Source organism: Aeromonas rivipollensis (assembly GCF_037811135.1).
Lineage (GTDB): Bacteria > Pseudomonadota > Gammaproteobacteria > Enterobacterales > Aeromonadaceae > Aeromonas > Aeromonas rivipollensis.
The window spans coordinates 882444-895397 of record NZ_CP149130.1; the positions used below are offsets into that span (position 1 = coordinate 882444).

Here is a 12954-nt window from a genome sequence, read left to right on the forward strand (position 1 = left end):
ATTAATTAGGCTCGATCTGGATGTAGGCTTCGTCGCGCAGCTCATCCAGCCAGGCCTGGGACTCTTCGGTGAAGCGGCGGTTGAAGATGAGCTGATAGGCGCGCTGCTCCTGGGCCTTGCCGGTGGCATCCTGGCTGCGGCGATCTTCCAGCTGCACTATGTGCCAGCCGTGGCTGGTGCGGAAGGGTTCGCTGATCTGGCCCGGTTGCAGGCGGTTGACCATGTCGCGGAACTCCGGCACATAGACGTTGGGATCGGACCAGCCCAGCTCGCCACCCTGCACCGCAGAGCCCGGGTCTTCGGAGTACTTCTCCGCCATGCTGGCGAAGCTCGCCTTGCCGCTCTTGATGTCGTGCAAGATGCCGTCCAGAGTCCCCTTGGCCTTCTCCTCGCTCAGTATGATGGAGGGCTTGATCAGGATGTGGCGGGCCTTCACCTCGGTCTGCATCACCTGCTGCTGACCCTTGGTGTCGAAGATCTTGATGATGTGCAGACCGGCGCCCGAGCGCAGCGGTCCGACGATGTCACCCTTGCCGGCGCCCTGTACCGCCTCGGACATGAGGGTGGGCATCTCCTGCGGGCTCATCCAGCCCCAATCACCCCCTTCCAGGGCCTTGGGACCGTTACTCTCGGCGATGGCCAGCTTGCGGAAGTCTGCCCCTTCCTTCAGGGCGGCAAGGATGCGCTCTATCTTGGCCTTGGCAGCGTTGAGCTGCTCGGCGCTCGGGTTGTCAGGCAGGGCGACCTGGATGTGGCCGACGTGGTACTCGGTCTGTTGCTGACCCTGCTTGCTCAGGGCTTCGACCACCTGCTTCACCTCCTGCTCGGAGATGTTGATGCGGCGGCGTACCTGGCTGCGGCGTACCTCGTTCATCAGGATCTCGCGGCGGACCTCTTCCCGGTACTGGGCATAGGTCAGCCCTTCCCGTTCGAGCTGGGCACGGAGCTGCTCCAGGTTCATCTTGTTGTCGGCGGCGATGCTCTGGATGGCCTGCTCCAGCTGGGTATCGCTGATCTTGAGCCCCTGACGATCCGCCAGTTGCAGCTGCAGGCTCTCCTGGATCAGACGATCCAGCGCCTGCTTGCGCAGGGTGACGTCATCGGGCAGGGATTGGCCGCTCTCCTGGGCGGAGGCCTTCACCTTCTGCACCAGGGCTTCCTGCTGACTGGCCAGCACCACGTCTTTGTTGACCACGGCAAGCACCTTGTCCACCAGCTCGGGGGCGGCGAAGGCACCCTGGCTCATGACTCCAAACAGGCCTGCGGTCAGCAGGGAAATCAACGTCTTCTTCATATCCATCTCTCAAGGCGTTTGCCAGACCCGTTATTGGTCTCGCAGGTTAAACGGACGAATGTAAGGCAGTGCTTCGGTGTCCAGGGAGGTGCCCTTGGAGCCGGTACCCACGCTACCCAATCCTTTCATTTCAAATTGAATGCCGAGGCTGCGCTCGGACGTCGGGGCCAGGTTTACGTTGTCCGGCGTGTTGACCCACTCCAGGTTGAAGTTGATGCTCCAGCAGCAGGAGTCATATTTCAGCCCCACCTTGCGGTCAACTTTGACGTTCTGGTTGAGCTCCTGATAGTAGCCACCATAGAGGTGCCACTGGTCGTTGAGCGGCGTGGTCAACAGCAGGCCGATCTGGTTGAGGTCCGTCACCTGACCCTTGTGGTCCAGGTCGTAGTTGGCGTCCCGCACGAAGCGGTGGTTCACCTGGCTGATCAGCTTCTCGTGGCGGTACTCCAGAGCGCTGTTGGCCGAGCTTATCTGGCGCTGCTCCAGGTCATACTGCGCCCCGGCATGGGCATACCACTGTTCGTTGATCTTGGCATCCCCCTCGAACGAGAGCGGGGAGCGGGTATTGGTGCTCAGCGCGTCGCTGGAGTAGAGCTTGACCCTGGGCGCCACGAAGTCGAAGGCTTGGGCAACGGCCAGCCGAATTCGTTCATCGCCGGCCGGATCATAGATGCGGGTAGTGACACCGACCGAGAGTCGGTTGGAGTCGCTGATACGGTCCAGGCCGGCGAAACGGCGATCGCTGAACAGGCTGTAGTAGTCCTGGCGCATGGTGGTGGAGTCGTAGACGCCTATGTTGTCCTGATCCTTGTAGGGCACATAGAGGTACTGGAACTCCGGCTCCAGGGTCTGGCTGGCCCCTTCACCGAACCACTGCTGATCGCGCTCGAAGGTCATGCCGCCCTTGAGGCGGAACGAGGGCAGCACCCGGGTGATGATGCCTTCGTCCAGGGTGACGTCCCCCCCGCCCTGCGGAGTGAATCTGTTGGTGAAGGTGCTGCTCATGTCATCCGGCACCGTCTGATCGTAACGGGTGTACATCAGCTTGTACTGGCTGTCGAGGAAGTAACCGGCTTCGTCCACCAGGGGGATGGTCAGGGTCGGGGCCGTGTAGAAGCGGGTGCCGGTGTAGGCGGTGCCCTTGTTCTGTTCGACGGCCTGATCGTTGTTGTAGCCGAAGTTGGTCAGCTCGGTATTCCAGGCCAGATCGTACCAGTTGCCCTGCTGGTAATAGTTGTGGTTGATGCGCGGCATCAGCTCGTGGGGCTGCTGGGCACTGGCCAGCAGGATCTGGTAGGTACGCACCTCGGCGTTGAGGTTCCAGTTCTGCTGGAAGTAGCCGGCCTTCAGGGACTGCTGCAACTGGTTGTCGACCTGGGTCCCCACCTTGGGGGAGAAGTCGTTGAAGTAGTTGTAATCCTGATCCCGCACCTTGGTGTAGTCCACCGACACCTGCAGGGCGTTGTCCATGAACCTGGAGGTGTGGCGGGCGTTCAGCAGGTAGCGATGCCCATCGGACAGGTAGTCGTTGAGGCTGTCCGTCTCGTCGTACTGCTTGTCATTCGCCAGGTTCTCGAAGTAGAGGCTGCCGGTGTGGGCCGGATCCGGCATGTAGCGGAACTCAACCTGCTCCATCAGGCCCCGTCTGTCCATGAAGCGGGAGGTGATGGTGGCATCGTAGTTCGGCGCTATGTTCCAGTAGAACGGCTGGGTAATGTCCATGCCGTTCTTGGAGCTTTGGGTATAGCCGGGGTAGAGCAGGCCGGTCTTGCGCTCGTCCTTGATGGGGAAGTTGATATAGGGGAAATAGAAGACCGGGTAGTCATAGAGCCAGAGGCTGGCGTTCCAGGCTTCCCCGAACACCTCCGACTGGTCGATGTCGATGCTGCCGGCCTTCAGGGTCCAGGCCTCCTGACCCGGGGGGCAGGTGGTGTACTGGGCCCCCTCCAGGGTGATGTTCTGGTTGTTGTTGGTCATGGTGACTTTCTCGGCAAAGCCGCGCACCGGTGAGCCATGAACCTGATACTTGCCCCCTTCCAGCTCGGAGTTCTTGGTGTCCAGGTTGGATTTCAGGGTCTTGTCGCTGGTGACAGTAATCTGGCCATCGTTGTAATAGATGTTGCCGATGGCGATGACATCCCGGCTCTTTTGATCCAGCTGGGCATAGTCGGAGTCAAATTTGCGCACGCCCTGACGAACCTTGACGTCCCCCTCATAGACGGCTGTGCCGCCCTGCTTGGCTTCCAGTCGATCGGCATCCACCTCGACAGGTTGGGCATTGGCGTCCTGATCCGCGCTGGGCTTCTCGACCTTGGGGACATAGTCATAGCAGAGGCTGTCGAGGATCCCGGTGGCCGGTGGCGCGTTGAGGGGCACCGCCTGTACCGTGAGCGGACTCAGGGCAGGAACAAGGCTGATGGTCAGGGCGATGGGATAAGAACACCCCAGTGTCCATTTTGTCATGTGAAGGGCTCGCGCAATCCGTAGTAAAAACGGTTGATTCAGGGCATGCATTTTATGTCAGGATCCATCGAGTTGACATTGCATGTCATTGCTTTATGTTAGCCGGCAATGATAAAGCATTATTGCGGCCAGGGCTAACAGCCAAGTGCTGCTTTCCAATTTGGTTCCCGACTCATGCACGATCGCGCTTCCCTGCTTTTGCAATGGGCTCGCCGGATTACCGGTGATGCCAACCTCCAGTTGACCCTGATCTCCGGTGACGCCAGTTTCCGCCGCTACTTCCGTGGTGGTGACCTGGTGTGGGTGGATGCTAATCCGAAAACCGAAAAAAATCATGAATTCGTTCGCAATGCGGCCGCCCTGCACGCCGTGGGGCTGCTGGCTCCCGAGGTCAGGGCGGTGGACTACGAGCAGGGCCTGCTGGCGGTGACGGATCTCGGGGACACCCAGCTTATCGGCTGCCTGAACGAGGGCAACGTGCTGGCCTGGTATGGCAAGGCCATAGGGCTGCTGCCACGGCTGGGAGCGGTCGGGTTGGCGCTCGAGCCCTTCGACGAGGCCTTCATGGCGCGCGAGAATGCCATCTTCCCCGAGTGGCTGCTGGGTCATCACCTGAATCTGAGTCTCGACGAGACCGAACAGCAACTGCTGGACGAGATGTTCGCCTGCCTCACCGAGAACAACCTGGCCCAGCCCCAGGGGGTGATGCATCGGGACTTCCACAGCCGCAACCTGATGGTGTGTGGTGGTGACAGGCCCGAGACCAGTACCCTGGCCATCATCGACTTCCAGGACATGGTCATGGGTCCCTTGAGCTACGACCTGGTCTCCCTGCTGAAAGACTGCTACGTGCGTTGGCCCGATGAGGTGATCGAACAGGGCATGGGCCAGGGCTTCGATACTCTGAGTCGGGCGGGCCTGCTCGGCGGGCTCGATTATGCCAGCTTCCGTCGCCACGCCGACCTGACCGGCATGCAGCGCCACCTGAAGGCGGCCGGCATCTTCACCCGCCTTTACCATCGCGACGGCAAGTCCGGCTACCTCAAGGACATTCCCCGTACCCTGGGCTATGTGGTGGATGTCTGTCACCAGCATGGTGCCGAGCATCCGGTGCTGGCCCGCTTCGGCGACTGGTTGCAGCGGATCGTGATGCCAGACTTGGCCCGGGTAGCAGAGGCTCGGCGTGCCGGGGAGCCGACATGAAGGCGATGATCCTGGCCGCGGGCCGTGGCGAGCGAATGCGCCCGCTCACCGACCTGCTGCCCAAGCCGCTGCTGGCGGTGGGGGGCAAGCCCCTCATCGTCCACCACATCGAGAAGCTCAAGGCGGCCGGGGTGACCCAGCTTGTGATCAACCACGCCTGGCTCGGCCACAAGCTGGTGGAGGCGCTCGGCGATGGCCGCCAGTTCGGGGTCGAGATCCTGTGGTCGGCGGAGGATAACGCCCTCGAGACCGCGGGCGGCATAGTGCAGGCATTGCCACTGCTGGGCGCGGAGCCCTTTCTGGTGATCAATGGCGATACCTGGATTGACGGGGATTATGGCACTCTGGTGAATCAGCCGTTGGCGGATGACCTGGCCCATCTCTGGCTGGTGCCCAATCCGCCCCAGCATCCTCAGGGGGATTTCTCCCTGCAAGCTGGCCGGGTGCTGGATGCGCCGGCCCTGACCTTCAGCGGCGTCGGCCTCTATCACCCGGCGGCCTTTGCCTCCCTGCCTTGCGGTGCTCGCAAGCTGGCCCCCCTGCTGCGCGACTGGATGGCGCAAGGCCGGATCGGTGGCAGCCTGCTGGCCGGCGAGTGGCGGGACATAGGCACCGTCGATCGGCTGCGCGAGCTGGATGACCAGCTGCTTGCCGACACTCATTAACATCACGAGGTCTTGAACCATGCGTATTTGGGGTAAGGTGCTTGGCGCCTTCTTCGGTTTTCTGCTCGGCAACATCTTCGGCGCCCTGCTCGGCCTCTGGATCGGCCATCGCTTCGATCGGGGCATGGGGATGAGTTTCCGCCGTGCCCCCAGCCAGCAGCAGCAGGCGGTCTTCTTCCACGCCACCTTCGCCGTCATGGGCCACATCGCCAAGGCGAGCGGTCAGGTCACCGAGCACGAGATCAGGGTCGCCTCCAGCCTGATGGACAGGATGCATCTCTCCGGCGAGCAGCGGGTGCGAGCCCAGGAGTCGTTCCGCCAGGGCAAGGAGAGCGATTTCCCGCTGCGCGAAACCCTGGCGGAGTTCCGCCAGGCCAGCCTGGGGCAGCGCGACATCTTGCGTTTCTTCCTGGAGGTGCAGCTGCAGGCCGCCTTTGCCGATGGCAAGGTGGAGGCCAACGAGCGTGCCATCCTGCAGACCATAGCGGACGAGCTCGGCTTCAGCCGTATCGAGCTGGCGCGGATCCTGGCGATGGCGGAGGCGCAGATGAACTTCTTCCACCGTCAGCAGCAGGGAGGACAAGGGCAGCAATACCGGCAGGAGGCCCCTTCCCAGGATCGCCTCAAGGATGCCTACCAGCTGCTGGGGGTGAGCGAGAGCGACAGCGATCAGGAGATCAAGCGCGCCTATCGCAAGGAGATGAGCAAGCATCACCCGGACAAGCTGGCCGCCAAAGGGCTGCCGCCGGAGATGATGGAGATGGCCAAGGAGAAGACCCAGGAGATCCAGCAGGCCTGGGAGTGGATCCGCGAGGCCCGCGGCATCCGTTGAACCTGGCCCTTTGCCAGCCATAAAAAATGCCCGTCGATGACGGGCATTTTTGTATGCGAAAGACGGGGTTAGTGGCTGTCGACCCAGACGAACTTGAGCACGAACAGCAGGGCTACCACCAGCACGCAGGGGTTGATCTCGCGCCAGCGGCCGGTGCCTGCCTTCATCACGCAGTAGGAGATGAAGCCCACTGCTATCCCCTCGGTGATGGAGAAGCTGAACGGCATCATCACCGCTGTCATGAAGGCCGGAACCGCTTCGGTCAGGTCTTCCCACTTGACCCGGGTCAGCTCGGAGCACATCAGCACGCCCACGTAGATAAGGGCGCCCGCAGCGGCGTACGCCGGCACCATGGCGGCGACCGGGGAGAAGAAGATCGCCAGCAGGAACAGAACGCCGACCACTATGGCGGTCAGGCCGGTACGGCCGCCGACGGCCACCCCCGAGCTGCTCTCGATATACGCCGTGACCGAGGAGGTGCCCATGAAGGCGCCGCCCACCGAGCTCACGCTGTCCACCAGCAGCGCCTGCTTCATGCGCGGGAAGTGGCCCTTGTCATCCGCCAGCTTGGCGCGGTTGGTGACGCCGATCAGGGTGCCGGAAGAGTCGAACAGGTTGACCAGCATAAAGGAGAAGATGATCCCCGCGAGACTGATGTCCAGCGACCCCATCAGGTCCAGCTGACCGAAGACGGGGGTGATGCTCGGCGGCACAGAGACGAAGCCCTTGAAGGTCACGTCGCCGAACAGCCAGCCCAGGGTGGTGGTGACCACTATGGCGATCAGCACGGCGGAGTGCACGCCGCGGGCGGAGAAGATGCAGATCAGGAAGAAGCCGAGCAGCCCCAGCAGGCAGGGCAGGGAGGTGAGGTCGCCCACTGTTACCATGGTGGCGGGGCTCGCTACCACTATGCCGGCGTTGTGCAGGCCGAGCAGGGCGATGAGCAGACCTATGCCGGCTGTGATGCCGACCCGCAGGGTGAGCGGGATGTTGGCAATCAGCCAGTAGCGCACCCGCAGCAGGGTGAGGATCAGCAATCCTAAGGCACCCCAGAAGATGGTGCCCATGCCGACCTGCCAGGAGTAGCCCATGCCAGCCACCACCACGAAGGCGAAGAAGGCATTCAGCCCCATGGCGGGGGCCAGGGCGATGGGCAGGTTCGCCAGCAGCCCCATCAGTATGCTGCCGATGCCGGCGATGAGGCAGGTGGTGACGAACACGGCCTGGGTGTCCATGCCCGCCGCAGAGAGGATCTGCGGGTTGACGAACACTATGTAGACCATGGTCAGGAAGGTGGTGATGCCGGCGATGACCTCGGTGCGGGCCGTGGTGCCATGGCCTTTCAGGGCAAACAGGCGCTCGAGCAATCCTTGCCCGGCGGCCTGGCTGGCAGCTTGGTGTTGTTGATTCATGTTGGATTCCAATGGGTGACGTGAAATAAGCAGCAGGCGAACGGCCAATCCCATCCATGCGGGGTAAATGGCCCTGTTTCTGGCGACTGAGTGACCAGACTCGTCCTGATACCGTGACAGCGCGCACATTTTTACACAGGCCGCGACGTTTACAAACCCCGGATCTGCGAGGGGGATCAATGAATAGAGTAAAAATTCAAACGTTTGCCCATCGAGAGGTAAAAACAAGGTTCGATAGAGGCTTGTGCCGCGATGGCGACCCTCAGAGGCTCTTGAGGTAGCGCTCCACCAGCTGGGCCAGCACGGCGTCGCTGTGCTCCTGCAAGGTGGCGAGCGTCAGCCCCATGCGCTGCAGCAGCAGGCTGGCCTGCGCCTCGCTCAGGGTGCGCCCGTCGATGAAGTAGGCCTGTTCGGGCAACTGCTTGTCATGACGGGGGAGCAGCACCCAGCTCACCCGATCGGGTTCGATGGCGGCAAAGATACGGCCGGCCGCAGCGCAGAAGGTATCGATGTGGCGCTTGCCATCCGGGCCCAGGCAGCCGGGTTCGATCCGGATCTGGATGGTGAGTCTCTTCGGGGGGGCGCTGGTCTGGGTCATCGGTGAGTGCCGGTAGGGGGAAGCGGGAAGATTGTAAGCGAAAAGGCAAGAGAAAGGGGAGCACGGGCTCCCCTTGAGACGTTGCAATCACCCCGATGGGGCGATGCGCTTGTCTATCTGGAGCGGTGCGGTTGGTCCGCCTCACTCCATCGCCAGACGCAATTATTTGGTAATGCGTTTGTACTTGGCGCGGTGTGGCTGAACCGCATCGGCGCCGTAGGTCTTCTTCTTCCACTCTTCGTATTCGGTGAAGTTGCCCTCGAAGAAGGCAATCTTGCCCTCGTCCTGGTAGTCCAGGATGTGGGTGGCGATACGGTCGAGGAACCAGCGATCGTGGGAGATGACCATGGCACAGCCCGGGAACTCCAGCAGGGCGTTCTCGAGGGCGCGCAGGGTTTCGATGTCCAGATCGTTGGTCGGTTCATCCAGCAGCAGCACGTTGCCGCCGGTCTGCAGCAGCTTGGCCAGGTGAAGACGGCCGCGCTCACCACCGGAGAGCTCGCCGACCCGCTTCTGCTGATCGGCGCCCTTGAAGTTGAAGCGACCTATGTAGGCACGGCTCGGGAACTCGTAGTTGCCGATGCGCAGTATGTCCTGACCGTCGGCGACCTCTTCGAACACCGTCTTCTTGTCGTTCATGCTGTCGCGGAACTGATCCACAGACGCCAGCACCACTGTGTCGCCCAGGGTGATGGTGCCGGAGTCCGGCTGCTCCTGGCCCGACATCATGCGGAACAGGGTGGATTTACCAGCGCCGTTCGGACCTATGATGCCGACGATGGCCCCCTTCGGAATGGCGAAGGAGAGATCGTCGATCAGCTGCCTGTCACCATAGGACTTGCAGAGGTTCGCCACCTCGACCACCTTGTCGCCGAGACGGGGTCCGGGCGGAATGAACAGCTCGTTGGTCTCGTTGCGTTTCTGGTAGTCGTTGGTGTTGAGCTCCTCGAAGCGAGCCATACGAGCCTTTGACTTGGCCTGACGGCCTTTCGGGTTCTGACGCACCCACTCCAGCTCCTTCTCGATGGACTTGCGACGGGCAGCTTCCGAGCTGGCTTCCTGAGCCAGACGGGCGTCCTTCTGCTCCAGCCAAGAGGAGTAGTTGCCTTCCCAGGGGATACCCTCGCCGCGGTCCAGCTCCAGGATCCAGCCCGCCACGTTGTCGAGGAAGTAACGGTCGTGGGTGATGGCGACGACTGTGCCCTCGTAGTCGTGCAGGAAGCGCTCCAGCCAGGCCACGGATTCCGCATCCAGGTGGTTGGTCGGTTCGTCCAGCAGCAGCATGTCCGGCTTTTCCAGCAGCAGGCGGCACAGGGCTACCCGGCGGCGCTCACCACCTGAGAGGTGTTTGATCTGGGCATCCCAGGCCGGCAGGCGCAGGGCGTCAGCCGCGCGCTCCAGCTGGTTCTCCATGTTGTGACCACCCTGGGCGGCTATGATGGCTTCCAGCTCACCCTGTTCGCGGGCCAGCTTGTCAAAATCCGCATCCGGGTCGGCATAGGCCGCATAGACCTCATCCAGGCGAGCCATGGCGCGTTTCACCTCGCCGACCGCCTCTTCCACCGCCTCGCGGACTGTCTGCTCCGGATCCAGCTTGGGCTCCTGGGGCAGGTAGCCGATCTTGATGCCGGGTTGCGGACGGGCTTCCCCTTCGATCTCGGTGTCGATCCCCGCCATGATGCGCAGCAGGGTGGATTTACCGGCACCGTTCAGACCCAGCACGCCTATCTTGGCGCCCGGGAAGAAGGAGAGGGAGATGTTCTTGAGGATATGACGCTTGGGCGGCACTACCTTGCCGACCCTGTTCATGGTGTAAATAAATTGAGCCATTGGCTAATTCTCTTCCTTTTCAGTAGTTTAATGTCTTTGCATTAACAAACTGACGTCGTGGTGGGGCCTGGTCGGCAGTGGCCGACCCGGTTCCAAAAAACCCGTCGATTGTAAACCAATGGGAAGAGGGCGGCAAAGTGGACAACCGGGGGGCATGTGGTGCAGGGAGCCCCTCCGGCAGAGGGATGAATAGAGGAGAGGGATATCTGACACATGGGTGGCCAAGGTCCCGGGTCGGGCTGGCTTAAGACTTCCTTAAGTCTGGCTCGATAGGATTCATCAAGTGCCCTTGAGAAGCAGTGGGGTCAGCGGGGCTGCCTGGTGCTCTTGGCCGGGTCCTGTCCCGAGTAGTAGAGCACCCGCTGCACATACTCTTGGGTCTCCTGGTAGGGCGGTACGCCGCCATGGCGGATCACGGCCTGTTCACCGGCGTTGTAGGCGGCGCTGATCCTGACCCAGTCGGGACCAAACTGCTTCTCCAGCCACTTCAGGTAGATCATGGCGCCTCGGATGTTCTGCTGGGCATCGAAGGGGCGGGTCACGCCGAAGCGCACCTGGGTCTCGGGAATGAGCTGCATGACCCCTTGCGCCTGCTTGGGGGAAACGGCTGTGCTGTTGAGATTGGACTCGGCGATGGCGATGGCGAGCGCCAACTGGGGGTTGACCTTGTGACGGTGGGCTGCCTGGCGGATCATGACGGCCAGCTTCTGTTTGGTGAGGGATTGCCGGGCCAGATAACTATCCTGATCGAAGGGTGTGCTGGGGCGTACCCAGGGTGCGCCACCTCCGCCTCCGCCGATACCGCAGGTGCCCAGGGGGGCGTTGCCCACCCGCTCGTTGTAGTAACGAGCGGCTTGCTGATTGCCAAGGCGCATGGCCATGGCGAGGTAGGCGTTGGCGTGGCGAGGGCTGCGGATCCCCTGGGGTCCTCTGGCCAGCAGGCGGCCGATGCGATAGTAGGCCTCCGGGTTGCCCAGGCTGGCCGCGGTGCAGTAGTGGGCTATGGCTCGCCGCGGGTTGCTCTGTTCCATGGCGGCGCCCTGGCGCAAGGCGCTCATGGCCTTGGGGGCCTGGCGAAAGGTGTCGGCATGGGAGGAGGTGGCAAGCAGTAGCAGGACTCCCCAGCCCCAGGTGCAGAGTCTCTGCATGATGGATACCTCGAATTTTGTATCCGCAAGATATAGGCCCGATATGGGGGAGGCGCCAGCCAGGGGATGGAACATCTGGTTATGTGTCAGGCCATCAGAGATGAAAACGGTCTGGAACTTTTGGCAGGGAAAAAAGCGCTCTTGGTGAGTGTGAAGGGGGGGCTGGGGTTTGCGCGGCCAGGCACTCTGCTCGCGCCATCACCCAAATTGATAGATTTATTATTTTTGGGGCAATAAACTGCCGTGCTTGCTGTCTAACGCCTTGTATTTGCATGATGTTAGTCAGCTTGTCGAGAGAATGTTAATGAGGAAAGCGGTCGGGTCGATTGCGTTCCTCGTCATGGTCGGGAACTTCATATGCTTGATTCAATCGATGTCTCTGTCGTGGTGCCCGCCAAGGATGAGCGGGACAATTTGGCCCCCCTCATCGGCGAGATAGATGCCGCGCTGGCGGGGAAATACAGCTACGAGCTGATCTATGTGGACGATGGCAGCGAGGATGACAGCTATGCCGTCCTGTGCGATCTGAAGAGACGTTATGCCGGGCTGCGCCTGATCCGCCATGCCAGGGCCGTCGGCCAGAGCATGGCGGTGCTCAGTGGCGTGCGCCAGGGCCGCGGCGACTGGCTGGTGGTGCTCGACGGGGATGGCCAGAACGATCCGGCCGACATTCCCGCCATGCTGGAGGAGGCCAAGCGCCGCTTCGCGCAAGATCCCACGCAAGTGGGACTTATCGGTCACCGCGTCAACCGCCGGGATGATTGGGTCAAGCGGCTCTCCTCCAGACTGGCCAACGGTTTTCGCGATCTGCTGCTGCGCGACGGCATCCCGGATACCGGCTGCGGTCTCAAGGTGGTGCGGCGCGACTGGTATCTGCGCTTGCCCGGCTTCAACCACATGCACCGCTACATTCCGGCCCTGATCCAGGCCCAGGGCGGGCGCATGTCCCCCTGGCCGGTCAACCACAGACCACGGCAGGCGGGTGTCTCCAAATACGGGGTCTGGAATCGGCTCTGGGTCGGGCTGGTGGACGTGGTCGGCGTCTGGTGGCTGCAACGCCGCTCCAAGGTGGTCGAAGTCAGGGAGATGCTGGAGTGATGGACACCCTGCTTTCGTTGCCGTTGGGGTGGCTGATATGATCGATTCCCTGCTCTCCATGGAGCTGACCTGGTTCGACTGGACCGGCCTGCATGTCACCGGCTGGAAGCTCATCGGTTACACCGGGGCGCTGATGTTCGGTGGCCGCTGGCTGGTGCAGTTCCTGGCCTCCAAGCGTGCCGGTCGGCCCGTCATTCCGCGCCTGTTCTGGTACATGAGCGTGCTCGGCAGCCTGATGACCCTGAGCTATTTTGTTTTCTCCCCCAAGCAGGACTCCGTCGGCGTGCTGCAGAATCTCTTCCCCACCTTCACCGCCCTCTACAGCCTCTATCTGGATATCCAGCACCGGGGCTGGAAGCGGGACAAGCTCGTCAACGACAACGAGATCCACCATGGTAAATGAGCATGTCC

Annotated in this window: 11 protein-coding genes; 5 read left to right on the forward strand and 6 right to left on the reverse strand. The window is 61.9% G+C overall.

Annotation, left to right across the window (positions count from 1 at the left end):
* Position 1 precedes the first annotated feature (1 nt).
* Together surA and lptD are read right to left on the reverse strand one after the other, a co-directional pair.
* Entirely contained in the window at positions 2-1294 is a 1293-nt protein-coding gene (surA, locus tag WIR04_RS04205; RefSeq protein WP_025328111.1) for a peptidylprolyl isomerase SurA, read from the reverse strand.
* A gap of 30 nt (positions 1295-1324) precedes the next feature.
* Complete coding sequence (gene lptD / locus WIR04_RS04210; RefSeq protein WP_338890703.1) at positions 1325-3757, reverse strand: LPS assembly protein LptD; 2433 nt, start codon at positions 3755-3757, stop codon at positions 1325-1327.
* A 174-nt stretch (positions 3758-3931) separates the two neighbouring features.
* Here lptD and WIR04_RS04215 point away from each other — a divergent pair, with 174 nt between their 5' ends.
* From WIR04_RS04215 to djlA, 3 genes are read left to right on the forward strand one after another with little or no spacing between them, the layout of a single operon-like run.
* Positions 3932-4960 (forward strand): aminoglycoside phosphotransferase family protein, encoded by a 1029-nt coding sequence (locus WIR04_RS04215; protein ID WP_338890705.1) that lies wholly within the window; start codon positions 3932-3934, stop codon positions 4958-4960.
* Positions 4957-5625, forward strand: a complete 669-nt coding sequence (gene murU, locus WIR04_RS04220) for an N-acetylmuramate alpha-1-phosphate uridylyltransferase MurU (RefSeq protein ID WP_338890707.1) — start codon at positions 4957-4959, stop codon at positions 5623-5625. The genes WIR04_RS04215 and murU overlap by 4 nt, the downstream gene beginning before the upstream one ends.
* 19 nt (positions 5626-5644) lie before the next feature.
* A complete protein-coding gene (djlA, locus tag WIR04_RS04225; RefSeq protein ID WP_338890709.1) occupies positions 5645-6457 on the forward strand; it encodes a co-chaperone DjlA in 813 nt (270 codons plus the stop codon).
* A 68-nt stretch (positions 6458-6525) separates the two neighbouring features.
* Here djlA and WIR04_RS04230 read toward each other — a convergent pair whose 3' ends face one another.
* The 4 genes from WIR04_RS04230 to WIR04_RS04245 all read right to left on the reverse strand — a co-directional run bounded on the left by WIR04_RS04230 (position 6526) and on the right by WIR04_RS04245 (position 11445).
* Entirely contained in the window at positions 6526-7869 is a 1344-nt protein-coding gene (locus WIR04_RS04230) for an NCS2 family permease (RefSeq protein ID WP_289977739.1), read from the reverse strand.
* Between the two features lie 262 nt (positions 7870-8131).
* Entirely contained in the window at positions 8132-8467 is a 336-nt protein-coding gene (locus WIR04_RS04235; RefSeq protein WP_338890714.1) for a hypothetical protein, read from the reverse strand.
* Positions 8468-8629: 162 nt separating this feature from the next.
* Positions 8630-10297: an energy-dependent translational throttle protein EttA gene (gene ettA / locus WIR04_RS04240; protein WP_106885939.1), complete on the reverse strand. Its 1668-nt coding sequence runs from the start codon at positions 10295-10297 to the stop codon at positions 8630-8632.
* Positions 10298-10602: 305 nt separating this feature from the next.
* Positions 10603-11445: a lytic transglycosylase domain-containing protein gene (locus WIR04_RS04245; protein WP_338890717.1), complete on the reverse strand. Its 843-nt coding sequence runs from the start codon at positions 11443-11445 to the stop codon at positions 10603-10605.
* A gap of 357 nt (positions 11446-11802) precedes the next feature.
* Here WIR04_RS04245 and WIR04_RS04250 point away from each other — a divergent pair, with 357 nt between their 5' ends.
* Together WIR04_RS04250 and WIR04_RS04255 are read left to right on the forward strand one after the other, a co-directional pair.
* Positions 11803-12543 carry a glycosyltransferase family 2 protein gene (locus WIR04_RS04250; RefSeq protein WP_307765887.1) on the forward strand — a complete coding sequence of 247 codons (741 nt, stop codon included), beginning with the start codon at positions 11803-11805 and terminating at the stop codon, positions 12541-12543.
* 37 nt (positions 12544-12580) lie between these two features.
* Positions 12581-12946 (forward strand): lipid-A-disaccharide synthase N-terminal domain-containing protein, encoded by a 366-nt coding sequence (locus WIR04_RS04255; RefSeq protein WP_025328101.1) that lies wholly within the window; start codon positions 12581-12583, stop codon positions 12944-12946.
* The last annotated feature ends 8 nt before the right edge of the window (positions 12947-12954 follow it).

Excerpts from the sequence above, each read along its gene's own strand:
- surA (WP_025328111.1), bottom strand. The coding sequence starts at position 1,294 with ATGAAGAAGACGTTGATTTCCCTGCTGACCGCAGGCCTGTTTGGAGTC.
- lptD (WP_338890703.1), bottom strand. The coding sequence starts at position 3,757 with ATGACAAAATGGACACTGGGGTGTTCTTATCCCATCGCCCTGACCATC.
- WIR04_RS04215 (WP_338890705.1), top strand. The coding sequence starts at position 3,932 with ATGCACGATCGCGCTTCCCTGCTTTTGCAATGGGCTCGCCGGATTACC.
- murU (WP_338890707.1), top strand. The coding sequence starts at position 4,957 with ATGAAGGCGATGATCCTGGCCGCGGGCCGTGGCGAGCGAATGCGCCCG.
- djlA (WP_338890709.1), top strand. The coding sequence starts at position 5,645 with ATGCGTATTTGGGGTAAGGTGCTTGGCGCCTTCTTCGGTTTTCTGCTC.
- WIR04_RS04230 (WP_289977739.1), bottom strand. The coding sequence starts at position 7,869 with ATGAATCAACAACACCAAGCTGCCAGCCAGGCCGCCGGGCAAGGATTG.
- WIR04_RS04235 (WP_338890714.1), bottom strand. The coding sequence starts at position 8,467 with ATGACCCAGACCAGCGCCCCCCCGAAGAGACTCACCATCCAGATCCGG.
- ettA (WP_106885939.1), bottom strand. The coding sequence starts at position 10,297 with ATGGCTCAATTTATTTACACCATGAACAGGGTCGGCAAGGTAGTGCCG.
- WIR04_RS04245 (WP_338890717.1), bottom strand. The coding sequence starts at position 11,445 with ATGCAGAGACTCTGCACCTGGGGCTGGGGAGTCCTGCTACTGCTTGCC.
- WIR04_RS04250 (WP_307765887.1), top strand. The coding sequence starts at position 11,803 with ATGCTTGATTCAATCGATGTCTCTGTCGTGGTGCCCGCCAAGGATGAG.
- WIR04_RS04255 (WP_025328101.1), top strand. The coding sequence starts at position 12,581 with ATGATCGATTCCCTGCTCTCCATGGAGCTGACCTGGTTCGACTGGACC.